Source organism: Ruegeria sp. BG3 (assembly GCF_056538485.1).
The window spans coordinates 38,360-61,553 of sequence record NZ_JBQFTE010000014.1 but is presented as its reverse complement, the minus strand read 5'-3'; the positions used below and the strand labels follow the sequence as shown (position 1 = coordinate 61,553).

General features: G+C 59.6%; 28 protein-coding genes. 8 read left to right on the top strand and 20 right to left on the bottom strand.

Features of this window, described 5'->3' with window-relative positions; genetic code table 11:
* Positions 1-2 precede the first annotated feature (2 nt).
* The 6 genes from speB to def (ACR0AI_RS20390) are packed head-to-tail and all read right to left on the bottom strand — an operon-like array spanning position 3 to position 3,333.
* Positions 3-824: an agmatinase gene (speB, locus tag ACR0AI_RS20415; protein WP_480676778.1), complete on the bottom strand. Its 822-nt coding sequence runs from the start codon at positions 822-824 to the stop codon at positions 3-5.
* Between the two features lie 59 nt (positions 825-883).
* Positions 884-1,120 (bottom strand): GlsB/YeaQ/YmgE family stress response membrane protein, encoded by a 237-nt coding sequence (locus ACR0AI_RS20410; RefSeq protein ID WP_170380459.1) that lies wholly within the window; start codon positions 1,118-1,120, stop codon positions 884-886.
* A 1-nt stretch (position 1,121) separates the two neighbouring features.
* The gene (locus tag ACR0AI_RS20405) at positions 1,122-1,358 is read right to left on the bottom strand and encodes a hypothetical protein (protein WP_170380460.1); all 237 of its coding nucleotides are present in this window, start codon (positions 1,356-1,358) and stop codon (positions 1,122-1,124) included.
* 6 nt (positions 1,359-1,364) lie between these two features.
* Entirely contained in the window at positions 1,365-2,279 is a 915-nt protein-coding gene (gene fmt / locus ACR0AI_RS20400) for a methionyl-tRNA formyltransferase (protein WP_480676776.1), read from the bottom strand.
* A gap of 44 nt (positions 2,280-2,323) precedes the next feature.
* Positions 2,324-2,818, bottom strand: a complete 495-nt coding sequence (gene def / locus ACR0AI_RS20395; protein ID WP_480676774.1) for a peptide deformylase — start codon at positions 2,816-2,818, stop codon at positions 2,324-2,326.
* The gene (def, locus tag ACR0AI_RS20390; protein WP_480676772.1) at positions 2,815-3,333 is read right to left on the bottom strand and encodes a peptide deformylase; all 519 of its coding nucleotides are present in this window, start codon (positions 3,331-3,333) and stop codon (positions 2,815-2,817) included. Before def (ACR0AI_RS20390) ends, def (ACR0AI_RS20395) begins: the two co-directional genes overlap by 4 nt.
* A gap of 94 nt (positions 3,334-3,427) precedes the next feature.
* Here def (ACR0AI_RS20390) and ACR0AI_RS20385 point away from each other — a divergent pair, with 94 nt between their 5' ends.
* Positions 3,428-4,600, top strand: coding sequence for a MalY/PatB family protein (locus ACR0AI_RS20385; protein ID WP_480676770.1), 1,173 nt, complete (start codon positions 3,428-3,430; stop codon positions 4,598-4,600).
* A gap of 3 nt (positions 4,601-4,603) precedes the next feature.
* Positions 4,604-5,131 (top strand): L,D-transpeptidase family protein, encoded by a 528-nt coding sequence (locus ACR0AI_RS20380; RefSeq protein WP_480676768.1) that lies wholly within the window; start codon positions 4,604-4,606, stop codon positions 5,129-5,131.
* 89 nt (positions 5,132-5,220) lie between these two features.
* Here ACR0AI_RS20380 and ACR0AI_RS20375 read toward each other — a convergent pair whose 3' ends face one another.
* Positions 5,221-5,574, bottom strand: coding sequence for a hypothetical protein (locus ACR0AI_RS20375; protein ID WP_170380466.1), 354 nt, complete (start codon positions 5,572-5,574; stop codon positions 5,221-5,223).
* Between the two features lie 212 nt (positions 5,575-5,786).
* Here ACR0AI_RS20375 and ACR0AI_RS20370 point away from each other — a divergent pair, with 212 nt between their 5' ends.
* On the top strand, positions 5,787-6,776 hold the full coding sequence (locus ACR0AI_RS20370) for a glutathione S-transferase family protein (RefSeq protein ID WP_480676766.1): 990 nt from the start codon (positions 5,787-5,789) through the stop codon (positions 6,774-6,776).
* On the opposite strand, the gene ACR0AI_RS20365 is transcribed toward ACR0AI_RS20370, so the two are convergent.
* Positions 6,758-7,120: a hypothetical protein gene (locus ACR0AI_RS20365; RefSeq protein WP_170380467.1), complete on the bottom strand. Its 363-nt coding sequence runs from the start codon at positions 7,118-7,120 to the stop codon at positions 6,758-6,760. The two genes, ACR0AI_RS20370 and ACR0AI_RS20365, sit on opposite strands and share 19 nt — an antisense overlap.
* 181 nt (positions 7,121-7,301) lie before the next feature.
* Between ACR0AI_RS20365 and cobD the strand changes: the two genes are divergently transcribed.
* The 4 genes from cobD to ACR0AI_RS20345 all read left to right on the top strand — a co-directional run bounded on the left by cobD (position 7,302) and on the right by ACR0AI_RS20345 (position 10,967).
* A complete protein-coding gene (cobD, locus tag ACR0AI_RS20360; RefSeq protein WP_480676763.1) occupies positions 7,302-8,261 on the top strand; it encodes a threonine-phosphate decarboxylase CobD in 960 nt (319 codons plus the stop codon).
* Complete coding sequence (gene cbiB, locus ACR0AI_RS20355) at positions 8,258-9,178, top strand: adenosylcobinamide-phosphate synthase CbiB (protein ID WP_480676761.1); 921 nt, start codon at positions 8,258-8,260, stop codon at positions 9,176-9,178. The genes cobD and cbiB overlap by 4 nt, the downstream gene beginning before the upstream one ends.
* A gap of 10 nt (positions 9,179-9,188) precedes the next feature.
* Positions 9,189-10,352, top strand: coding sequence for a lytic murein transglycosylase (locus ACR0AI_RS20350; RefSeq protein ID WP_480676759.1), 1,164 nt, complete (start codon positions 9,189-9,191; stop codon positions 10,350-10,352).
* 129 nt (positions 10,353-10,481) lie between these two features.
* A complete protein-coding gene (locus ACR0AI_RS20345) occupies positions 10,482-10,967 on the top strand; it encodes a LysM peptidoglycan-binding domain-containing protein (RefSeq protein ID WP_480676757.1) in 486 nt (161 codons plus the stop codon).
* Positions 10,968-10,991: 24 nt separating this feature from the next.
* Here the strand turns inward: ACR0AI_RS20345 and ACR0AI_RS20340 are convergent, their stop codons facing one another.
* The 4 genes from ACR0AI_RS20340 to ACR0AI_RS20325 form a co-directional block, all read right to left on the bottom strand.
* Positions 10,992-11,348 carry a hypothetical protein gene (locus tag ACR0AI_RS20340; protein WP_480676755.1) on the bottom strand — a complete coding sequence of 119 codons (357 nt, stop codon included), beginning with the start codon at positions 11,346-11,348 and terminating at the stop codon, positions 10,992-10,994.
* Positions 11,349-11,403: 55 nt separating this feature from the next.
* Complete coding sequence (locus ACR0AI_RS20335) at positions 11,404-14,859, bottom strand: chromosome segregation SMC family protein (protein ID WP_480676753.1); 3,456 nt, start codon at positions 14,857-14,859, stop codon at positions 11,404-11,406.
* A 141-nt stretch (positions 14,860-15,000) separates the two neighbouring features.
* Positions 15,001-15,396 carry a hypothetical protein gene (locus tag ACR0AI_RS20330; RefSeq protein ID WP_480565753.1) on the bottom strand — a complete coding sequence of 132 codons (396 nt, stop codon included), beginning with the start codon at positions 15,394-15,396 and terminating at the stop codon, positions 15,001-15,003.
* Between the two features lie 35 nt (positions 15,397-15,431).
* Positions 15,432-16,640 (bottom strand): aminotransferase-like domain-containing protein, encoded by a 1,209-nt coding sequence (locus ACR0AI_RS20325; RefSeq protein WP_170681292.1) that lies wholly within the window; start codon positions 16,638-16,640, stop codon positions 15,432-15,434.
* Between the two features lie 150 nt (positions 16,641-16,790).
* Between ACR0AI_RS20325 and ACR0AI_RS20320 the strand changes: the two genes are divergently transcribed.
* The gene (locus ACR0AI_RS20320; protein ID WP_480676751.1) at positions 16,791-17,561 is read left to right on the top strand and encodes a FadR/GntR family transcriptional regulator; all 771 of its coding nucleotides are present in this window, start codon (positions 16,791-16,793) and stop codon (positions 17,559-17,561) included.
* Between the two features lie 4 nt (positions 17,562-17,565).
* Here the strand turns inward: ACR0AI_RS20320 and ACR0AI_RS20315 are convergent, their stop codons facing one another.
* The 8 genes from ACR0AI_RS20315 to ACR0AI_RS20280 form a co-directional block, all read right to left on the bottom strand.
* Positions 17,566-18,351, bottom strand: coding sequence for a class I SAM-dependent methyltransferase (locus ACR0AI_RS20315; RefSeq protein ID WP_480676749.1), 786 nt, complete (start codon positions 18,349-18,351; stop codon positions 17,566-17,568).
* 185 nt (positions 18,352-18,536) lie between these two features.
* A complete protein-coding gene (locus ACR0AI_RS20310) occupies positions 18,537-19,394 on the bottom strand; it encodes a glycosyltransferase family 2 protein (RefSeq protein WP_480676747.1) in 858 nt (285 codons plus the stop codon).
* Positions 19,395-19,494: 100 nt separating this feature from the next.
* The gene (locus tag ACR0AI_RS20305; protein WP_480542247.1) at positions 19,495-20,310 is read right to left on the bottom strand and encodes a hypothetical protein; all 816 of its coding nucleotides are present in this window, start codon (positions 20,308-20,310) and stop codon (positions 19,495-19,497) included.
* 88 nt (positions 20,311-20,398) lie between these two features.
* On the bottom strand, positions 20,399-20,959 hold the full coding sequence (locus ACR0AI_RS20300; RefSeq protein ID WP_209255056.1) for a F0F1 ATP synthase subunit B: 561 nt from the start codon (positions 20,957-20,959) through the stop codon (positions 20,399-20,401).
* Positions 20,960-20,964: 5 nt separating this feature from the next.
* Positions 20,965-21,516 carry a F0F1 ATP synthase subunit B' gene (locus ACR0AI_RS20295; RefSeq protein WP_170380480.1) on the bottom strand — a complete coding sequence of 184 codons (552 nt, stop codon included), beginning with the start codon at positions 21,514-21,516 and terminating at the stop codon, positions 20,965-20,967.
* Positions 21,517-21,602: 86 nt separating this feature from the next.
* Positions 21,603-21,827, bottom strand: a complete 225-nt coding sequence (locus ACR0AI_RS20290; protein WP_005981269.1) for a F0F1 ATP synthase subunit C — start codon at positions 21,825-21,827, stop codon at positions 21,603-21,605.
* Positions 21,828-21,875: 48 nt separating this feature from the next.
* Positions 21,876-22,634, bottom strand: a complete 759-nt coding sequence (locus ACR0AI_RS20285) for a F0F1 ATP synthase subunit A (RefSeq protein ID WP_170380481.1) — start codon at positions 22,632-22,634, stop codon at positions 21,876-21,878.
* A 2-nt stretch (positions 22,635-22,636) separates the two neighbouring features.
* The gene (locus ACR0AI_RS20280; protein WP_170380482.1) at positions 22,637-22,969 is read right to left on the bottom strand and encodes an AtpZ/AtpI family protein; all 333 of its coding nucleotides are present in this window, start codon (positions 22,967-22,969) and stop codon (positions 22,637-22,639) included.
* Positions 22,970-23,194 lie beyond the last annotated feature (225 nt).

Here is a 23,194-nt window from a genome sequence, read left to right as displayed (position 1 = left end):
ATTCAGCGCGACAACAGCCGCGCGCCGATCTCTTTGACGAATTTCGCAGCCACCATCGCGGTCATGCCATAGGGGTCGCGATGGGGGTTCAGTTCGACAATATCCGCGCCGACCAACTCCCCCTCGAACCGATGGATCAGGTTAATCACCTCGCGCGTGCTGAGTCCGCCGGGTTCGTGATGTGACACACCCGGCGCAAAGGCCGGGTCCAACGCGTCGAGATCCAGAGACAGGTAGACCGGTCCATCAAAGCTAATCTCCAGATCGGGACGCCAATTGCGCATATCGATCACCTCGACCCCGAACTTGTCCGCCTGCTCCTGTTGGTGCTTGTTCATGGTACGGATACCGACCTGCACCAGTCGTTTTACTTTGCCGGTCTCCATCACCCGCGCGAAAGGGCAGCCATGCCCCAGAGGGCCGATATCCTGCGTATCGTACAGGTCAGGATGCGAGTCGACATGCAGAATGTTCAGCCCCTCATACCGCTCGGCATGGGCCTTGATCAGCGGGAAGGCGACCGAGTGATCACCGCCAAGAGACAACAGCCGCGCACCGGTTTCGATACGTGCGGCAGCACCGGCCTCGATCCGGTCGATCGGCTCTTGCCCGCGCATCTCGAACACATCCAGATCACCGGTATCCTTGAACCGATCCGTGGCCCCCAGATCAGTGCCATCCTCGGCCGTCAGGTTGGCCGCACCGGAATGCAACGCCTCGCGAATGCGACCGGGCGCGAAGGCCGGACCCTGCAGAAATGAGGAATGCAAATCCAGTGGAACGCCCATCAGGGCAACATCACCAGCGTTCAGATCATAAGACATGGGTCACCTGCTTGAAAACTCGGCTTGATCAGGCGGTGACCGAAGGAAAAGGTCAAGCCTTAACGGCGCTTTAAGCTCTGCCAGATCCAGATCACCAGCAACGCGCCCAGCACGGCCCCCACAAAACCGGACAGCCAGCCTGAAACGGTGATAAGTGCACGCAACAGGAACCCGCCGACCAGGGCACCGACGATACCGATCAGCATGGTGGTGGGGATGTCAGCCTCGATCCGCATCAGACGGGTGGCGAGGAACCCTGCGGCGGCTCCGATCACGATCAGGGCGACAACGGGCATGTCATCGCCTCCAATGGGTCGGCACGATGATCAGCGCACCGATTGAGGATAGAACCGCGTCCAGCCCAGGCGGGCCAAAGCTGATACCGAACATGATGCGCACGAAGTAGAACAGGAATGCTCCGCCAACACAGATGATGATGGACTGCAGGTAACCATTATGGGTGAATTCCGTCTTCTCAGAGAGGTAGCCGACTATCCCGGCAATCACGACGGTGCCCATCAGGACCATGAACATCTGTCTCTACTCCGACGTCAGGCGAGTGCCGACCGGGATGGGCCAGCCCCGTAGAAAGGTTTCCCTATCCTGCGCGCCTTTGCCTGCCCGTTGCAAGCGCAACAGTTCAACCGCGCCCTGCCCGCAGGCGACATGCAATTCGGGTGTCAGGACCTCTCCCGGAATGCCCTGCCCCTCGGCCACGCGCGAAGCCAGCAGCTTGAGGCGCGCGCCCTCCATCCCGGTCCACGCGCCGGGAAAGGGCGACAGGCCCCGGATCTGGCGGTCGACCTCAAGCGCGGGGCGGGTCCAGTCGATCCGCGCCTCGGATTTGTCGATTTTTGAGGCGTAGGTGACGCCCTCTTCGGGTTGTGGCTGGGGGGTGAGGTCCGGCAATTGAGCCAGCGCCTCGGTGATCAACGCGGCCCCCATGGTCGAGAGCCGGTCGTGCAGCAGCGCGGTGGTTTCCTCAGGTTCAATCGGCGTGGCCCGACGCATCAGGACGGGACCCGTGTCCAGACCCGCCTCCATCTGCATGATGCAGATGCCGGTTTCCGCGTCGCCCGACATGATCGCGCGATGGATCGGCGCGGCCCCGCGCCAGCGTGGTAGCAGGCTGGCATGGATATTTAGGCAACCCTGCACGGGTGCGTCCAGAATGGTTTGCGGAAGAAGCAGGCCGTAGGCGACAACTACCGCCACATCCGCGTTTAAGGCGGCAAACGCGGCCTGTTCTTCGGGCGACTTCAGCGAGACTGGGTGCCGGACCTCTAGCCCCAACGCCTCGGCGCGCGCATGCACGGGTGTCGGGCGGTCTTTCTTGCCCCGGCCAGCAGGGCGCGGAGGCTGGCAATAGACGGCGGCAATCTCATGCCCTGCATCTACCAGAGCATCCAATACCGGGACCGAGAAATCGGGCGTGCCCATGAAAATTAGTCGCATGTTCCGCTCCGGTACGGTTTCCGGGTGCCGGGTTGAAGCCCGACCTACCCCTGTTTCTTGGCTTTGCGCAACAGCATGTCGCGTTTGACCTTGCTGAGGCGGTCGAAATACATCCGGCCGTTCAGATGGTCGATCTGGTGCTGCACGCTGGTGGCCTCGATCCCCACAAAATCGCGGCGGTCAATGATGCCCTGTTCGTTCAGGAATTTGACCGTCACGGCCCGAGGGCGCTTTACCTTGGCCGACACGCCCGGCAGATTCGGGCTGGCCTCATCATGTTCGCGCAACTCGATCGAGCTGTGCAGGATTTCCGGGTTCGCCAGTCGTACCACCCGACCGCGCTCGGTCGAGCCATCGACAACGGCCAGACGCAGCATCACCCCGATCTGAGGCGCGGCGAGGCCAACACCGGGCATCGCCTCCATCGTATCGATCATATCGTCCCAGATGGCGCGGATCTCATCGGTGATCTCAGATACATCTTCCGCCTTGGTCCGCAAGCGTTTGTCCGGCCATTGCAGACAGGTGCGGACGGTCATGTTCGTGCCTTCTCGCGCTTGAGCTTTTGCATCTTGCGCGTGATCATCTGCCGTTTTAGCGGCTTGAGGTAGTCGATGAACAGCTTGCCATCCAAGTGGTCTAACTCATGCTGCACGCAGGTGGCCCAGAGCCCATCAAAGGTTTCCTGCTGCGCGTTGCCATTCTGGTCCATCCAGGCCACGTCGACGACCTTCGGGCGCGTGACCTCGGCATATTGATCCGGGATCGACAGGCAACCTTCCTCGTAGACATTGGTCTCATCCGACGAGGCGATGATTTCGGGGTTGAACATGACCAGCGGACGAGGAGCCTCGCCCTCTTCCTTGACGCAATCGAGAACGATCAGGCGATCCAGCACTCCGATCTGCGGCGCGGCCAGACCAATGCCGGGCGCATCATACATGGTCTCAAGCATGTCGTCGGCCAGCTTGCGCAGATCATCTGTCAGATCGGCAACCGGGGCGCAGACCTTTTTCAGGCGAGGATCGGGATGGATCAGAATAGTGCGTTTCATGAGGCTGATTTAGGGCATCCCGCCCGTCGCCGCAACGCCCCCCTTGCACCCGCCTGATTTGTAGTTAGCTTTCGCCTCGACAGATGGAGCAGACATGACTTTCAATACCCCAACCGACCGCCGCGGCACCCACAGTTCAAAATGGGACAAGATGGAGCAACTCTACGGCGTATCCCCCGATGATGGGCTGGCGATGTGGACGGCAGATTCCGACTATCAAACCGCGCCTTGCGTGATTGATGCGTTGCGCCGCGCCGCTGAACATGGGGTCTTTGGCTATTCGTGGAAACACCCCGAATATCTGGCTTCGGTTCAGTGGTGGATGCAAACCCGCCACGATTGGCAAATCGACACCGATTGGGTGCTGACCTCGCAGGGTTTGGGCAATGCAATCGCCCTCTGTCTGGATGTCTGGAGCGATCCAGGCGATGGCGCTGTGATCTTCACGCCCGTTTACCATGAGTTTGCCCATAAGGTGAACAAATCCGGACGCCGCGTGGTGGAATGCCCGCTGGTGCGCGACGGAGACAGCTACGCGATTGATCTGGACGACGCGCAGTCGCGTCTGGATGGGTCGGAGAAGCTGCTGCTGTGGTGTTCGCCGCAAAACCCGTCGGGCCGGGTTTGGACGACTGAAGAACTGCGCTCGGTGGCTGCATTCGCCGGGCGCAACGGACTGATTCTGGTCTCGGATGAGATCCATCATGATCTGGTTTACCCAGAGGCGAAGTTTGTCCCGATGGACGTCGCAGCCCCCGAGGCGCGGCCTTGGACCGTGACCCTTACGGCAGCGTCGAAGACCTTCAATATTGCAGGTCAGCGCACCGGCAACATGATCATCCCCGACCCGAAGCTGCGTGCAGCGATGCGCTACCGGCTGGATACGCTGGACTATGAACCAAGCGCCCTGGGCGTGGCCATGATCACCGCCGCCTACACGCCCGAAGGGGCGGAATGGGTGGATGCTCAGGTCGCGCATCTGGATAAAAACCGCCAGCTGTTTGACGCCACGATCGCCGAGATTCCGGGCCTTTGGTCGATGCCCCTACAGGCGACCTATTTGGCCTGGGTTGATTTCTCGGGCACCGGGATGAGCCATGATGAGTTTGTCCGGCGTCTGCGTCAGGGCGCGCGGATCGCGACCTCGTCGGGCCCCGGGTTTGGCACGGGCGGCGAGACTTTCGAACGCTTCAACCTTGCCACCCAACACGCCCGCGTCGAAGAGGCCTGCGCGCGGCTGAAACAGGCGTTCGGGGATCTGCAATAGCAGATGCGCCTGCTGGCCCGGATCACGCTGGTCTTTCTGATCGCAGCCCTTGGCTGGATCGGCTGGCTGAGATACGGGCCGCGCCCTCCTGCGCCTGCCATGGCGCCTGACGCCGCACAGATCGACCACATACTGATCGAAAAATCTGCCCGTCGCCTAACCGCAACGTTGGACGGAGCCATCGTACTGCAAACCGAAATCGCACTGGGCTTCGCGCCGGAAGGAGATAAGGAGCAGGAAGGCGACGGTAAGACGCCTGTTGGAGTTTTCACCATCGACCGCCGCAATCCGAACAGTGCGTTCCACCTTTCACTTGGGATCGACTACCCTCAACCCGAAGACATCGCCCGCGCCCAGCAACAGGGCAACGACCCCGGCGGAGATATCTTCATTCACGGACAACCAAATGGTGTTGTTGGCCTCACCCTGCCCGGAGACTGGACGCTTGGCTGTATCGCTTTGTCTAATGAAGAGATGGCCCAGCTTTGGAGCCTGACGCCGACCGGAACAACCGTCGAAATTCGACCCTAGATCGCTTTGAGTTTGGTTTGAACCGCCATACGGGGCCTTTCCGTGCGGTCGAGCTCGCCTTTCGATAAACTGGCCTTAGGGAAAGCGCTTCAATCCTCGTGCCCCAGCAGAGCAATCGGAGCGTCTGGTGCTCGGTAGAAATCCAGCGGCGCCTTGTCGGAAGCCGCCGTGTTGCGCTTGAACTCATAACGCATTTCGCCTGCCTCTTCCTCGTCCGCGACGATCAGGCATTGATACAAATGGTTCGCGCCGTCATGGATATCGACCAACCCGCGCAAACGCGGCGTGGTTTCAGCTTCGACTGTAAAGCCATTCTTCCACAATCTAAGAATTTTGAAGTAATTGTCGCCCATTTCCACCCGCAAACGGCTGGTCTTTTTCAAAGTGGCGATTCGCGCAGCCTCCAACTCAGCGCTCATTTCCTTGGAAACATAGGTACTCATCAAATTTCCCCCCTTCGATATCTCTTATTGTGGAGGCAAAACTGTAAAAATCCAGTGAAGCCGACCACATAACATCAAAGCGCTCGCAGATGTTGCGCGCGCATCTCAGGCCGGTGATGTGCGCAGGTGCAGGCTGAATGCGCGCGGGCTGTCATAGGAAGGCCGGGTTCTGCACCCTATCTTTGTCGAAACGCAGATACGGAGGACGCGAGATGGGCCTGCTGGTCGACGGAACCTGGCACGACACCTGGTATGACACCAAATCCACCGGCGGCGCATTCAAGCGCAGCGCCGCTCAATTCCGCAATTGGCTGACGGCTGATGGCAGCGCTGGCGCGTCCGGCAAAGGTGGCTTCAAGGCCGAACCGGGGCGCTATCACCTATATGTCAGCCACGCCTGTCCTTGGGCCCATCGGACACTGATCTTTCGCGAACTCAAGGGGCTCACCGATCTGATCTCAGTCTCGGTGGTGCATCCGGACATGCTGGACAAGGGCTGGAGTTTTGAAGCCGATGATCACGGCGCGACCGGAGATGATCTTTACGGCCTGGACTATGCCCATCAGATCTACACTAAGGCCGACCCCGCCTATTCCGGTCGGGTTACGGTGCCGATCCTGTGGGACAAACAGCAGGAGACGATCGTCTCGAACGAAAGCTCGGAAATCATCCGCATGTTCAACTCGGCCTTCAACGAGATCACGGGCAACCGCGATGACTACTGGCCCGAGGTGATGCGGGACGAGATCGAAGAGGTCAACGCGCGGATCTATTCGGACGTCAATAATGGTGTCTACAAATCCGGCTTTGCCACCTCGCAAGAGGCATATGATGCCGCCGTCCACCCACTGTTCGACACGTTAGACTGGCTCGAGGACCGGCTAGCCCGGAACCGCTATCTGATGGGCGACCGCGTGACCGAGGCCGACTGGCGGCTGTTCACCACGCTGATCCGGTTCGATCCGGTCTATCACCTGCACTTCAAGTGCAACAAACGCCGGCTGATCGACTACCCCAACCTCTGGGCCTATACGCGTGAGCTATATCAATGGCCGGGCGTCGCGCAGACCGTGAACATGAACCATATCGTGCGGCACTATCACTACAGTCACGACAGCATCAATCCGCACCGGATCATCCCGGTTAACCCGACGCTTGACTATCTTGAACCGCACGGACGGGATCAGCGCCCCGCTGCGTAGTGTTCCACCATCGCCGCCAGATCCTCGGGCGGGGTGCCGCTTTGCACATAGGCGCAGGCATTGGGACTGTGTGCAAAGATTGACCCGTCCGAGAAGAAGGTGGTGTTGGTGACAAAAATTACCCGTGCATCAGGACGGCGGTAGCTGGCGAAATCAGCCACGGCCAAAGCGCTGCCGGTTTCCAGAACCAGATCCAGCACGATGATCTCGAACTCCGAGCCATAGAGCGCCAGTATCGCGGCCTCTTGCCCGGCCACAAGCGTCACCTCGGCACCTTGCCGTTCAAGATGCCTTTTCCAGACCCGACCCAGATCGGGGTTACTCTCAACAATCAAAACTTTCATACTACAACCTCGGCACTTGGTGTGGTGAGTGGTGCCGACCCCCAAGTCCCGTGATCACGTCATTTCCTTAACAAAGTGTTAACTCTGCCTGCTGACGGGTCTGATCACGCGGATTTGCTTGTCAAAACGGCGAAAATCCGCTTGAAGCGGGGCGAATACGTCATTTGGGACATGCGGTGGGATGAACGATAGCGAATTGAATCCTCATGCGAAACGCGACCATGGTGGCGGTCTGGATGGGGCCATCGCGCAATATGGCGGCGCACGCAGCGATTGGATCGACCTGTCCACCGGCATCAACCCGCATCCCTACCCGATCGCAGGGCTGCACCCCTCGGATTGGACCGAACTGCCCGATCATGGGGCGTTCGAGCGGCTCAGCATAGCCGCCCGCCAATTCTGGAATGTCCCGGCGCAGGCGGCAATCCTGCCCGCGCCCGGAGCTTCGGCTCTAATCGCGCGCATTCCCGCACTGGCGGCGCAAGGCCGGGTGCTGATCACGATGCCCACCTATAACGAACATGCCGCCGCCTTTCGGGCTCAAGGCTGGGACGTGCAGGAAAGCGGCCCTGCTGAGGCGCGGGTGATCGTGCATCCGAACAACCCGGATGGCCGGGTGTGGCAGGCCAGCGACGCCACCGCGCCTTTGACCATCATCGACGAGAGTTTTTGCGACGTGGTGCCCGGTGCCTCACTGATCCATCTGGCCGGACAGCCCGGCGTGATCGTTCTGAAAAGCTTTGGTAAGTTCTGGGGGTTGGCCGGGATGCGGCTGGGCTTTGCCATCGGCGCACCGGATCTGATTGCCCGACTGAACGACCTGACCGGCCCGTGGGCTGTCTCGGGTCCTGCTTTGCGGGTCGGAACACAAGCCCTCCTGGACTCGGATTGGGCGAGAGAGACCCGCGTGCGTCTGGAGGACGAGGCCACCCGGCTGGACGCCATGGTTACGGATAAAGGCGCACGGCTGGTCGGAGGCACAAGCCTGTTCCGCCTCTACGAGGTCAATGATGCGGCCCTTTGGCAGGACCAGTTGGCACAGGCACATATCTGGAGCCGCATCTTCCCCTACTCCCAACGCTATCTGCGCCTCGGCCTGCCCCCTGCACACGGGTGGGATCGGCTGGAGGCCGCGCTGTGAGCATCCCCTTTCTGTTGGTTTGCGCCATGTGTCTGGACGCGGCACTGGGCGAGCCGGACTGGCTCTGGTCTCGCATCCGGCACCCCGCGGTCGTGATCGGCAATGCCGTTGGATGGCTGGACAAACGGCTGAACCACGGCACGGCACGGCGCGCCAAGGGCGTCTGCACGCTGATCCTGCTGGTCGTGGTCGCCCTTGGTGTCGGCTGGGGACTGGCACAGCTGGGCGGAGTTGTTGAGATTCTGGTCTGTGCGATCCTGTTGGCGCAGAAGTCGCTTGTGACCCATGTCCGCGCCGTCGGCGAAGGGCTACACGCCTCGGTTGCTGACGGGCGGGCGCAGGTGGCTATGATCGTCTCACGCGACACAAGTGACATGACCGAGGAACAGGTCGCCCGATCCGCGATCGAAAGCGCGGCAGAGAACCTCAGCGACGGCGTTATCGCGCCCGCTTTCTGGTTTCTGGTGGCGGGCCTGCCCGGGTTGCTGGTCTACAAGGCCGTGAATACCGCTGACAGCATGATCGGCTACCGCACCGAGAAACACCGCGATTTTGGCTGGGCCTCGGCCCGGTTCGACGACCTGCTGAACCTGATCCCTGCGCGCCTGACCTGCCTGATGATCGTGGCGCTGTCAGGTCAATGGGCGCGTTGGAGGGATATCCTGCAGGATGCCCGTCGCCATATCTCGCCCAATGCAGGCTGGCCCGAGGCCGCCATGGCCCGCGCGCTCGACGTCGCACTGGCCGGGCCGCGCAGCTATGACGGGCAGTTGCGCGATCTGGCCTGGGTTAATGGCGATGCGCGCCGTCAGATCGGCGCGGCAGAGGTTTTCCGCGCATGCGACATGCTCTGGCGTGTCTGGGGGCTTGCGCTTGGCTTCGTCTCAGTGTGGGTTGGGATCAACGTGATCTTCTAAAGGACGCCCCATGCGCTTTCTGTCCGGCCTTTTCGCCGCCGCCCTGATGACCTCACCTGCTTTCGCGCAATGTGGCGGAGGGTTCAATTCGTTCGTCAAAGGGTTGAAGGCCGAGGCCGTCCAGCAGGGGTTCGACAAAACTACCGTCGACGGCTTCTTCAAGGGCGTCCAGCAGGACAACGCCGTTCTGAGAGCCGACCGTGCGCAGGGCGTGTTCCAGAAACCCTTCATCGAGTTTTCCCGCCGCCTGATCTCACAAAACCGGATCGACCGGGGCAAGGCCATGTCGCAGAAATACGATGCGGTCTTCGACCGGATCGAACGCGAATATGGTATCTCACGCGGGGTCCTGCTGGCCTTCTGGGCGTTCGAGACCGACTACGGCGCGTTTCAGGGCGATTTCAACACCCGCAATGCTCTGGTCACGCTGGCCCATGACTGCCGCCGCCCCGAGTTGTTCCGACCCCAGATCTTCGCTGCCATTGAGCTGTATAGTCAGGGCAATTTCGACCCCGCCCGCACCACGGGCGCCTGGGCCGGAGAAATCGGCATGGTCCAGATGCTGCCCCGCGACATACTGGAAAACGGCGTGGATGGGGATGGGGACGGCAAGGTCTCGCTGAAAACCTCGGCCCCGGATGCGCTGATGTCAGGTGGCAAGATGCTATCCCATCTGGGTTGGCAGCCGGGCCAGCCCTGGCTGCAAGAGGTGACAGTGCCCGCGCAGATGGACTGGTCGCTGTCCGGGCCGGACAAACCTCGTGCAGTGTCTGACTGGCAGGCAATGGGTGTGCAGGCCCGTAGCGGCTCGCTGGCCAACCTGCCTGCCTCGCTGATCCTGCCGCAGGGGCACAAAGGGCCGGCCTTTCTGGCCTATCCAAATTTCGACGTCTATTTCGAATGGAACCAAAGTTTTACCTACGTCCTGACAGCAGCCTATTTCGGCACAAGGCTAGAGGGCGCACAGATCTATGACGCGGGCAATCCGGCAGCAGGCCTGAACGGCGCACAGATGAAGCAATTGCAGAGCAAACTGCAATCGCGTGGCTATGACGTCGGCAAAATCGACGGGATTTTAGGGGCTGGTACCAGAGCGGCAGTGCAGGCAGAACAGAAGCGGTTGGGCCTGCCCGCTGATGCGTGGCCTACGCCTGAATTACTGAACAGACTCTAGATGGAGCACCCCCTACTGGCTGAACAGAACGTCAACAGGGGCGCGTGATGGGCCATTTTCCACCGGTCTGATTTTGTGCGGGAACCTGTTCGGGGTATGATTCCCTATCCATTGCGAAGGAGTTCATTTATGAATATTGAGATACTTCAGCCCCAACCCTTCGACATTGTCGGCCAGACAATCATGATCGCAGGCAACGCCGTTGGCTTTGAAGGACATCTTTCCGTCTCGGTCACCGAAGGTCATGTCGAATTCAATGGAGCCGCGACGGCCGGGGCAATTGCTCTGCGCCAGTTTCAGGCCACGCTGGAAATCCCTGACACTCCGAATTTCCAACTCGACCGTCTGATCCTGACGGTCAAGGATGACAGCGCCGGTGGTGAGGGCGGGATTCCGACCGTCCATGTTCCGATCTTTTACGGCCCGCGCATTCTGCCGGGATATGTCGGGTATCGGAACTACACCGTCGCGCCCGGAGATACTCTGACCGCGATCTCTGTATCGCAATACGGTAATGCCGGGCAGGTCTCGGTGATCCAACGGGCAAACGCGCATTTTATCAGCGACCCGGATGTGATTTTCCCCGGTCAGGAGTTGAGGATTCCTATCGTCTGATCGCGCGTGAGTAGCGGCAGACAGCTATTGCGCTTCGGGTCTAACTGGATACCGATCACCCTTTTGATCAATCAGAATCAGCCGCTCACCACTTCGCACATAGAGATCACACCGGCTGAACCCGTTGCGATATGCGATACAGACGCTGCCATCCTCGGCAATGGAATAGGTGCCAAAGGCGGATTCTCCGCTGGCGTAGGTGTAGGAATAGGCCCCTCCGGCCGAGTATTTTGACTGACCGTCGTCAAAAAAGGTCAAGGTTCGGCCTGCTAAACCGTTCAGCTCTTCAGAGGTCAAAGGCACGTCTCCGGGCTTTACGGCCCATTCGGCGGCAGAAAGCGGGGTGGCGGAGAGCAGGGCAAGCAGGAAGAAACGTATCATACCGCCACCCTAGCCCGAAGCGTCGTGAAACAGGCATAACGTTGCGGTGAGGGGGTCAGGCGACCATCTGCTCGGCTTTTTTCAGATCGACCGAGACCAGTTGGCTGACGCCCTGCTCCTGCATGGTGACGCCGAATAGCCGGTCCATCCGCGCCATGGTTACTGCGTGGTGGGTGATGATCAGGAACCGTGTGTCGGTCTGCCGGCACATCTCGTCCAGCAGGTCACAGAACCGGGTGACGTTGGCATCGTCCAGCGGCGCGTCGACCTCGTCCAGCACGCAGATCGGGGCCGGATTGGCGAGGAAGACGCCAAAGATCAGCGCGGTCGCGGTCAGGGTCTGTTCCCCACCCGACAGCAGGCTGAGGGTCGAGAGTTTCTTGCCCGGCGGCTGGCACATGATCTCAAGGCCCGCATCCAGCGGATCGTCGCTTTCGACCATGACCAGATTGGCCTCGCCGCCGCCGAACAAATGCTTGAACAGCATGGCGAAGTTCGAATTCACCTGTTCAAACGCGGTCAGCAGACGCTCACGCCCTTCGCGGTTGAGGCTGGCGATGCCGCTACGCAGAGCCTTGATTGCCTCTTCCAGATCGGCCTTTTCACCGTTCAGAGTATCGAACTCTTCCTGAACCTCTTTGCTGTCCTCTTCGGCGCGCAGGTTGACCGCGCCCATCGCGTCACGTTGACGTTTGTGGCGGTTGACCTCTGCCTCGAGCGCGTCGGCGGCGGGCATCTGATCCGGGTTCACGTCCAACTGGTTCAGCAACTGGTTCGGGGTCAGCTGCTGATCCTCCGCAATTCGCTCTGCTGCCGCAGTTACGCTTTCCTTGGCCGCATCACATCGCGCTTCGGCTGCCGCACGGGTTTCACGCGCCTCTGAGGCCAAGCGTTCCGCGTCTCGCTCGGCCATGACAACCTCGCGCTGCTGGGTTTCAGCCTCAGCAAGCTTGTCGGCGGCCTCGGCCCGGCGGGCTTCGGCGGCTTCGATCATCTCATTCAGCTCTTCCCGCGCTTCAGCGATCTCGGCGGGCGCGGCCATGGCCTCAGAGAGTTCCTCCTCGGACCCCTCCTTGCGGTCGGCCAGTTCAGAAATCCGCTTTTCGGCGGTCTCCAACCGGTGCTTCCACCCGCTGAGGTCTTTCGTCACCTCCTGGCTACGACGTGTCCGAGCCTCACCTTCGCGGCGCAACTCATCATGGGTCGAGCGGTGGGTCAGCATGGTGATCCGCGCGGCCTCGACCGTTTGCTTGATGTCTTCAACCTGCGCGCGGGCACTGTCGAGGTCGCCCAGTTCGGCCAGCGCGGCTTCGGCCTCACGCAATTGCGCGCGGGCGGACATGGCATCGTCCTTGTGGCGGTCCACAGACAGGGTCAGAGTTTCCAGCTTGCCCTGCGCCAGATTGCGATCTGCCTCGGCGCGCGACAATGCACGGGCGGTTTCGGCCATCCGCTGATCGGCCCCGCGGCGCGCCTCACGCGCGCGGCGGTCGGCTTCGGTGACATCGGCCAATTGCTGCGACAGGGCCTCATGCGCGGCGCGGGCGCCTTCGGCCTGCGCTTCGGTGCGGGCGAGTTCCTGTTTCAAGGCTTCCAGCTTGTTCAGCTGCTCCAATCGCAGGGCGGCAGCGCTGGGGGCATCTTCGGCCCAGGCGCGGAATCCGTCCCAGCGCCACAGATCACCGGATCGCGACACCAGCCGCTGACCCGGTTTCAAGGACGTCTGCAACCGCGCGCCAAGCTCAGCATCCACCAAGCCGATCTGCGCGATCCTGCGGCTGAGGCGATCCGGACCCGAGACATGCAGCGCCAAAGGTTCGGCCCCTTCTGGCAGAGGCTGATCCGCGTCGTAGCCCGCGACCTTAACCCAGCCCGATGGCCCATCGCCCTCAACCAACGGCGCGCGCAAATCGTCGGCCAAAGCCGCACCCAGCGCCTTTTCGAAGCCCGACGCGACGCGCAGCAGGTCCAGCACCTGCCCGCCTTCGGCGGTGTCTCGTTCGACCAGCTTGGCCAGCGCGGTGGTTTCGGCTCGGATGGCCCCCAACTCACCCTCGGCCTCGGACCGTTGGGCCCGTGCCTCGGCCTCGCGCGCCTGCGTCTCGGTCCGCATCTCATCTGCGGCAGCCAGCGCTTCCTCGGCTGCTTCGGCGGCTTCGCGAGCCTCTTCTTCACCCTCTTGCGCCGCCTCAAAAGCGTCATCCGCACGCGTCAGGGCAGACTTAGCTTCGTCCACCGCCAGCCGCGCTTTCTCCTCTTCGCCCTCGGAACGGGCTAGGGTCTTGCGGCTGTCTTCAACCAAGCGTTGCGCCGACTGGTGGCGCGCTACCAGGCGGGCCATATCCTCGGTCTGTTGAGACAGGTGGTCTTCGCGTTCCTGCAGGACTGAGGCTGCTTCGCGCGCCACCTCGGCCGCCTCGGCGACCTTCTCATCATGACCTTCCGCAGCCTTGATCAGCTCGCGGGCTTCCCATTCCAGGCGCTCGATCATTTCGCCTGCATCGCGGTTCAGGCCCGTTTCGCGTTCGATATCGTTGCCGAGTTGCTGAATGCGGTTGGTCAGCGTTTCAATGGTCTGGCGCGCGCGGGTTTCCTGATCCGAGAGTTGATCGCGCTGTACCTGCTGGCGTTGCAGGACGGCGGCGGCGATGGCCTCTTCTTCGCGAAGGGGCGGTAAGGTTTCCTCGATCTCGGCGCGTTTGGCAGCGGCCTCGCGGGCGGCAGCCTCGGCGCGTGAGGCTTCGGTGATCCGGTCGCGCAGCTTGTCTTCGGCAACCTGACGGGCGATATCTGCCTCTTTCCAGCGACGATAGAGCAGCATCCCCTCAGCCTGCCGCAGCTGTTCCCCAATCTCGCGGTAACGCGCGGCTTGGCGCGCCTGACGCGCCAATTGCGCAAGTTGGCCGCCCAACTGTTCCAGCACGTCATCGACACGGGTCAGGTTGGCCTCGGTGCCTTTCAGCTTCAACTCGGCCTCATGCCGCCGTTGATAGAGGCCCGAGATCCCGGCAGCCTCTTCCAGAATGCGACGGCGGGCGCGGGGTTTGGCGTTGATCAACTCGGCAATGCGGTTCTGCCCCACCAGCGCGGGCGAATGCGCCCCGGTCGAGGCATCGGCAAACAGCATCTGTACATCGCGGGCACGCACATCCTTGCCATTGGTCTTGTAAGCGCTGCCCACGTCGCGGGTGATGCGGCGGACGATTTCCAACTGGTCGCTGTCATTGAAGCCCGAAGGCGCCAGACGTTCCGAGTTGTCCATGGTTAGGACCACCTCGGCAAAGTTGCGCGCGGGTCGCGTAGCCGCCCCAGCGAAGATCACATCCTCCATCGCGCCGCCGCGCATGGATTTGGGGCGGTTTTCACCCATCACCCAGCGCAGAGCCTCAAGAAGATTGGATTTGCCGCAGCCATTGGGACCCACTACACCGGTCAACCCATCCGCAATGATCAGATCGGTCGGATCAACAAAGCTTTTGAAGCCGGTCAGTTTGAGTTTGCTAAAGCGCAAAGGCGGCCTGTCCCATGATTCCTAATACAGGGAAGTCTGCGCAACGGATTGGGGCCGAGTCAACGGATATGCGCAGGATATGGGCAATGGACCCGAGTTATCCACAACATCTTGGCAGTATCACGCGCAATGCGACGCGCGCTAGTAGGGCGTACACTCAAAAACCTGATAGCCGGATTCCCCGGAATAACCATAGTTGACGCATTCATAAGACCGCAAAAGCAGCGCACCAAAGATCAGCTTTTCCCCAAGTTCCTGATCACAGCCCAACACGCCCACCGTCACCGCCGCATCCCCCTGCACATCCATCAACGGACAGCCCGAGACCTGCGCCATAGCCAGCGCCGCCCGGTCGCGAACCGGCCCCAAGCGCGGCGCGTATTGAGAGTTCACCCTCACCGCCTCGACCAATGGGCCGCGCACACGCACGTCAAAGACACTGCCATTCACCGCAACCCGCGTTGCAGGCATATCGCGGAAATGAGGCGAGCCACCCGAACAGGCAGCCAGCAGCAGGATAGGAAGTAAGCGCATCATGCTGCCGTTCTAACGGCGATATGGTTAACGAAGCCTTACTGACCGCCAGCACGCAGCACCTGCCCAAGGCGCCGAATGCCCTCGCGGATGGTGTCCTCATCGGAGTTTGAGAAACTCAGCCGAAGGGTGTTTTCACCACTGCCATCCGGGAAAAACGCCTGACCGGGAACAAAGGCCACTTTGACCGTGTCCAGAGCTCGGGCCAAAAGCGCAGCACCGCTGGTCCCGGCGGGCAGCGTCAGCCACACGAACATCCCACCCTCGGGTTTGGTCCAGGAGACACCGTCGGGCATATGGGCCTGCAACGCCGTCAACATGGCATCGCGGCGCGCGCGATAGGTCTGCCTCACTTTTGGGATATGGCTTTCGAAACAGGCCTGCGCCACCTGATGCACAGCCATCTGGTTGATCGTGGCCGAATGGAGATCCGCCGCCTGCTTCATCAGAACCAGCTGCGAGATGATAGGTTTGGCCGCCACAACCCAACCAACCCGCAACCCCGGCGACAGGGTTTTCGAGAAGCTGCCGCAATAGATCGTCCGACAGCCCTCAATCGACCCCTTCCGCGCTTGCTCCAGCGCCAGAATCGGAGGGATTGGCGCACCGTCATAGCGCAGCGCCTGATAGGCCCCATCTTCGATAACCACGCAGTCCAGATCCTCGGCCAGATCCAGCAGTGCCTCGCGCCCACGCAGATCGACAGTTTCACCCGTGGGATTGGAAAAGTCCGGCGAGAGATACGCGAATTTGACCCGTCCCTCGCCTGCGGCCTTTCGATATTCCTCGGCCCCTTGATTGCCGGGAATGCTGAGCTGGTCGAAACGCGGCTCATAGGCATTGAACGCGGAGATTGCACCCAGATAGGTCGGCCAGCCGACCAAGGCGGTATCGCCGGGAGACAAGAACAGCTTGCCCAAATAGTCCAGCGCCTGCTGCGAGCCCGAAGTGATCAGGATGTTGTCCATGTCACACGCGACTCCGATTGAGGCCATATGGTCGACCAACCATTCGCGCAGCGGAGCATATCCTTCGCTCACCGAATATTGCAGCGCTTGCGCCTGCCGGTCCGGACCAAGAGCTGCCTGAAAGGCCTGCGCAAACGCGTCCGCCGGAAACAGGGCAGGATCGGGGATACCACCGGCGAATGAGATGATATCCGGCTGATCCAGGAGTTTAAGCAACTCCCTGATCTCGGATGCCTTCATGTTCTGCGTCCGAGTGGCGAATAGCGGATGTGTGGTCATTGGGCTCCTCCGATCTCAATGCGCGCAGCCTATGCAGACACTAAGTAAAGTCAATAATGCTGACCTAATGTTTCACTCGATGTGAAGCCCCTGTTCTTGAACCCGCACGCGCCCTGTGGTCATATGTTTTGACCAATTTCGGACGACCCTATGCCCTTTCAGAAAATTCAAACTGAGAAGCTATCGATTGCTGTGGTTCGGCAGATTGAGCTGCTGATCCTGCGTGGCATCCTGCGCCCCGGCGAGAGATTGCCGTCAGAACGAGAACTGGCCGAGCGGATGGGAGTCTCGCGCCCGTCCCTGCGCGACGCCATCGCCGAATTGCAGGAGCAAGGCTTGCTGACCGCAAAAGCCGGGTCAGGGATCTACGTGGCCGAGGTGTTAGGATCTGCCTTTTCGCCAGCGCTGATCCGATTGTTTGGCAGCCATGAAGAAGCGGTGTTCGACTACCTCTCATTCCGCCGCGACCTCGAGGGGCTGGCCGCCGAGCGTGCCGCGCGTCTGGGATCGACAAGTGATCTGAAGGTCGTTCAGGCGATCTTTGACCGGATGGAGGCCGCCCATGCCCGCAACGCCACCCAAGATGAAGCGCAACTGGACGCGGATTTCCACATGGCCATCATCGAGGCCAGCCACAATGTGATCATGCTGCATATGATGAGGTCAATGTATGACCTGCTACGTCAGGGCGTGTTCTACAACCGCCAGATGATGTTCCAGCAACGCGCAACCCGCGAAGCCATCCTCGACCAACACCGGGCGATTAACGCCGCCTTACAGGCGCGCAACCCTGCCGAAGCGCGTTTGGCGGTGGAACTGCATTTGGATTTCGTCGAGCGCTGTATGAAGGATCAGCAAAAGGCGGAACGGAACGAGACTATTGCGCAGCAGCGCCTAATGAACGAAACAAGTCGATCGTGATTGCTTAGCTTTGGCTTTGCATCCCTTTGACGCGTAGTTTCATTGCCTCATAGTCCTGCTGAGTCAAACTGCATTCCTTGATTTGCTTTTCCAGCTTGCGGCGCTTCCAACTGCGGGGCCAGTTTAGTTCATCCAAGGTTGTGAAGGCATAGATCTCACCGCGAATGTGGACCTTCTTCATTCCCAGTTTCTGCGCCATGAAGTCCAGGCAGTTTTCCGAGAAGAAACTGATGTGTTGACCGGTTTCAAATGCCCAGTACCACCAGTCCAGACCGGGGATGTTACTGGGGTCGAAACAGGTTGCAGAGAAGAAGATCGTATCAAAGCAGAAATCCGAGCGGGAAGCTTCGAGGTGGGACAACGGATTTGGCAAATGCTCTAGCACTTCAAAGGCGGTGGCAACCTGGTACGACGCCCCCGCTTCGGCTTCGAAACCACGTGCTAGCAGGTTTACCGCGTAAGGGTCGGACCAGTAGAAATCCACGCCAATATCGCGCAGACCGCGCACAAGAAGCCCGTAACCGCCGCCGATGTCTACGCCTCGTTCATTTTGCAGGCCATTCGCCCACATGGCCATCGAAATAGTCTCAATATTCCCGAGGTTGCGCATGACAATTCCAGTATCTGTCAGCGCGATTGCGTCGCTATAGGCTTCGTCCAACCAGGTCGGACTATCGACCCATATGTATCCACAGCTTTCATCGAGAAAGTACCGGGCTGGATGGCGACCGATTACCTTTGATTCAAACAGGAATTTTCCTTCTTGCCCGGTCAGTGGTGAATTCGGCATTTCTTTTGAAGTCCTTTAGAATGGGCAATACTTTGGGCGGCGTGACCGGGTTTCTCGTTCCGCGTTCTTGTATGGCACCGCATGGAAACCATTCAGACAAACACGAAACAAATTCCCGAAATTCAACGCAGCCGCGAGCACTGTTTTGCGATCTAACACAACGACTGGTGGCTATCCAGCGTACATTAGGCCGACCGCCACCCGCTTGCGGCTTTCAACACCCAAAGTCGCCACCGTGAGAAAATAGCGGGATCAACCTTTGACAAGCCGGGAAACTCTTTGTCCGCTTCTTTCTTGCTGCGCAAAGCCAAAGGAGTGCCCAAGACGCTATGTGTCAGACTGTTGTCCAGGGCGGGTTTCAAGCGCTCCCTCTCAATCGCGTTCAGCAACTCAGCATGATAGGCATCCATTGCCTCGGATCGCTGCCCTTTCCGAAATCTGAACGCACCAATCCGGGCATCCACTGGCACCAATTCGGAGAACCGCAAGAACCGCATCCACAATTCTCCGTCGACGGCAAGTTTGAGGCTTTCATCCAACTGCCCCCCTGCTTTGTCCCACAGGCTTCGTCGCCAATACGTGGATTCCTGCTGAACCCATTGATAGTCGCCAGCCAGAAATCGCGGGTACGATACGCGTCTTGCGCGATGTGAGTGCAAGATTTCGCCGGCTTCGTCTATGGTCGTGATACGCCCGGTCAACCAGTTGACAGAGTCGTGCTGACCAAAAATCGACCCTACGGTCTCAAGGCCACCCGGCATCAAGACGTCGTCCGAGTTTATCCATCCCATGACATCGCCAGTTGCCAAGGCAAACCCTTTGTTCACCGCATTGGCCTGCCCCGTGTCTGGTTCCGAAATAATATGGGCAAACGCATCCCGATGTCGCTCGGCAATGTCTAGTGAACCATCTGTGCTGCCGCCGTCGGACAAGATAAGTTCAAGATTCGGGTAAGACTGTTCGATCACCGAAACAATCGTTTGCTCCAGGAACTCGGCGCAATTCAGATTGGGAATCACCAAACTTATTTTCGGGATTTCCATTGTCTCAGATCCTTACATTCAAAAACCAAATCTAGATATTCTCATACCAGCAAAGCAACCAGCGCGCTCAAGGCCCCTCTTTCACGGTCCGAGGCAAAGTTCATCGTATTAAGTGCTTGGGAATTCTGCGGCCACTTCCCGGTCCGGTATGCTCAGTCTGCGCAACTGATAGCAGCCCGGGGTCGATGAAAAGACGCTTACCCTGTTCCCTCAGCAACTGGTGCAGCATGACATGCTCACACGTGATCATACCCGAAGCGTCACGCGCCGCGTATTCTGCATTCCGCAACGCGTCGGTTTTGTAGATCCCGAGCCCGCCGAAGGCGCTATCAACCTCGATAAGAGGGACGTCGGACGGTATATGGTACTGCCTGGAGTAAATGATTTTGCGTTTCATGCGGCGAAACCAGACGCTGCGCAACATCCTGGGCGGGGTCAAGCTGACGAGTTCCCGCCACGGATCAGCGGCACACCAACCTTCTCGGCGTAGCGCGTAGAGATCATAGTAAACAGGGTGTGAATTTGCGAATACGGCGTCCCACCTTGGGGTTTCCCGAGAAAGCGCGCGCAAAACCTGATCCGCATCCAACTCCGTGTTCGGACCATCCATGTCGAGAACCATCGTGAACGGAAATTGCTTTCCGCAGGCAAACAGATGCTTCAACACGGCATTTCTGGCTGCCGCAATACGCTCGACCCTCTCATCATGGAGCGCGGCCAGGCCCTCAAGAGTAAGTATTTCGACATTCTCATGGGAGGCGGCATAGCTCGCCAAAACCTGATCGGTGCCGTCAGAGTTATCATTGGTTGCAATGATGACACGACTGTCTTCAAGCCGCTCTCTTAGGCTCTGAATGCGCGAGAGGGTCGCACTTAGGGCCGTGCCGCCATCTCGGACAACTCCAAGAATGTTCATAAGGATTTAGGCACTCTCAATCTGGGCTCTGAAACGAAGATGACCCGAAAGCGTGCTTCCGGGTCATCTAAAATAGTACAAAGTGCTATCAGTGCAGCTTTTCGCCAACATCAGCGATTGCCGCGTCGATGAGCTTGTTCGCCTGCGTCGCGGTCATTTGCTTCGCCAGTACGGCGTTTGCAGCAGATACCGCAACCGAGATCGCCTGATCGCGAACTTCCTTCACGGCTGACGCCTCAGCCGAAGCGATCTGATCCTGCGCCGCCGCCAGACGACGTGCGATGGATTGTTCCAGATCGACCTTGGCCTGTTCGGCCGCGCGGGCTGCGTCTTCTTTCGCAGCAGCAACGATCGCGTCCGCTTGCGTCTGCACTTCCCGCTGCTTGCGCTCATACGAGGCCAGCAGGCTACGTGCTTCTTCATGCAGGGCGCGCGCTTCGTCCAGCTCGGACTTGATGCCCTCGGCACGGTTGTCCAGAGCGCCACCGATCATGCCGGGGACCTTGAAGTAGAACAGAACCGCGATGAATACGATGAAGCCCAGAAGAACGACAAAGTCGGTGTTGCCCAGCGAGAAGAACGGACCTTTGGCCGCCAATGCGGGGCTGGCTGCGCCGAACGTCAGGATAAGGGCAAGAGTGTTCCGCATGTCACTTATCCTTTCATCTGCGCGTCAACGGCACTGTCGATGGCTTTGGCATCCGCCTCGCCGCCCAGTGCAGTCACCAGTTCAGCCGCCGTATCCTTGGCAACCACTTGAATGCTTTCCAGCGCACCGGCACGGATGTCGGCAATTGCCTTCTCCGATTCAGCCGCCTTTGCAGCGATTTCCGCATCCGCCTTGGCAATCGCGTCATCCAGACCAGACTGGATTTCGGCGCGGGCTTCCGCTGCGATACGCTGTGCCTCAGAACGGGCATCGGCCAGCGCTTTGTTGTAGGCCTCTTCGGCCTCGACCGCCTTGGCCTTCAGATCTTCGGCCGCAGCCAGGTCATTTGTAATGGTCCCCTGACGTTCAGCCAGGATTGCCGCGATGCGGGGCAGAGCCACGCGAGACAGGACCAGAAAGATGACGACCAGCGTAATGACCAGCCAGAAAATCTGGTTGGGGAACCAATCGAAGCAGAGCTGTGGCATCCCGATGGCAGAGCCATAGGAGTCGACGCACGAGCCAGCTACCTCTTCTGTAAGGGGTTCAGTCGCCATGATATCCTCCGTCGGAAACTTGTCTTTACAACAGGTGGGCCGCTATGGCTTGGGCCCACCTGCGCGTAAGGATCAGGTTCCGCAGATTATACGGCGAACATCAGCAGCAGCGAGACCAGGAATGCGAAGATCCCCAGGGCTTCTGCGAACGCGATACCGATGAAGAGAGTTGCGGTCTGCGAAGCAGCCGCCGAAGGGTTGCGCAGAGCGCCGGCCAGGAAGTTACCTGCTACGTTGCCCACCCCGATTGCGGCTGCGCCGGAACCGATTGCTGCCAGGCCTGCGCCGATGTGTGCGAGATCGCCTTCCATGATGTATCTCCTTACGAATTGGAAGTTTCGATGTTGGGTGTTCGGACCTTAGTGCGACGGATGCAGCGCATCTTTCAGATAAACACAGGTCAGAATGGTGAATACGTAGGCCTGAATGAAGGCCACCAGGACCTCGAGACCATACATTGCGGTGATCGCCAGAACGGACACGGGCGAGATCACGGCAACCGCAGCGAAGCCTGCGAAAACCTTGATAACCGCGTGGCCAGCCATGACGTTCCCTGCAAGACGAATGGAGTGGCTGACGGGGCGCACGAAGTACGAGATCAGCTCGATGATCGCCAGGATCGGGCGCAGTGCCAAAGGCGCGCTGGAAACCCAGAACAGGCCCAGGAACGCGGCGCCGTTTTTGACGAAGCCCAGAACGGTCACGGTCAGGAACACAGCCAGAGCCAGCGGAATGGTGACTGCGAAATGCGAGGTTGTAGTGAACGAGGTCGGGATCAGGCCCAGGAAGTTGGCGCAGACAATGAACATGAACAGGGTCATGACATATGGAAAGAACTTGACGCCTTCCTTGCCGCAGATGTCTTCCAGCATCTTGTAGACGAAACCGTAGGTCAGTTCTGCGATCGACTGCATACGTGTCGGAACGATTGCGCGCTTCGATGTGGGCAGAACCAGCAGCAGAACAACCGCGACAATCGCAAAGAACAGCCACAGGGTCACGTTGGTGATGGTGAACATACCAACAGCGCCGTCGCCAAACAGCGGTTTGACGATGAACTGATCCATTGGGTGGAATACCAGGCTGCTGCCTTCTGCTGCGGTGGTCTCGGTTGCCACGTTCAGTCCCTCTCGTCCTTCTCGGCAGCCGTCGCCGCCATTTGTTTCTCTTGGGCCTCTTTCGCGCTGCGGAGCATAACCTTCACGCCCGCGACAAGGCCCAGCAATGTGAACAGCACCAGGAAAATCGGGATTGTCCCGAGCAGGCTGTCCAGCCCGTATCCGATGCCAAATCCGATCCCCAGACCGGATACCATTTCGATGACCATCCTCCAGGCAAGCTCGCCTCCGGATACGTCAGCATCTGCACGGGGCTTGGGCTGTTTCGCCTTTTTCGCCGCGTCGATCTTGGCCTCAAGCTGCGCCATACGCTGCTTTTGGTCGTCATCGGTCACGGGCGTTTCCCTCGTACAGTCTTGAGTAGCGTGCTAAGGGGCAAGGGGCGCAGAGTCAACGGGCTTGCGCGCCCGAATTGACGCAGGTTAAAGTATTGTAATTATGTTGCTAATTATGATTAGCCAACACAACCCATAGAACCCGAAACACTCCGCAACGGGAAAATCACCTGAATTCTCATATTCAACCTTTTGGTTGATCTTTGCTCGCTCATCAGTAGCTTG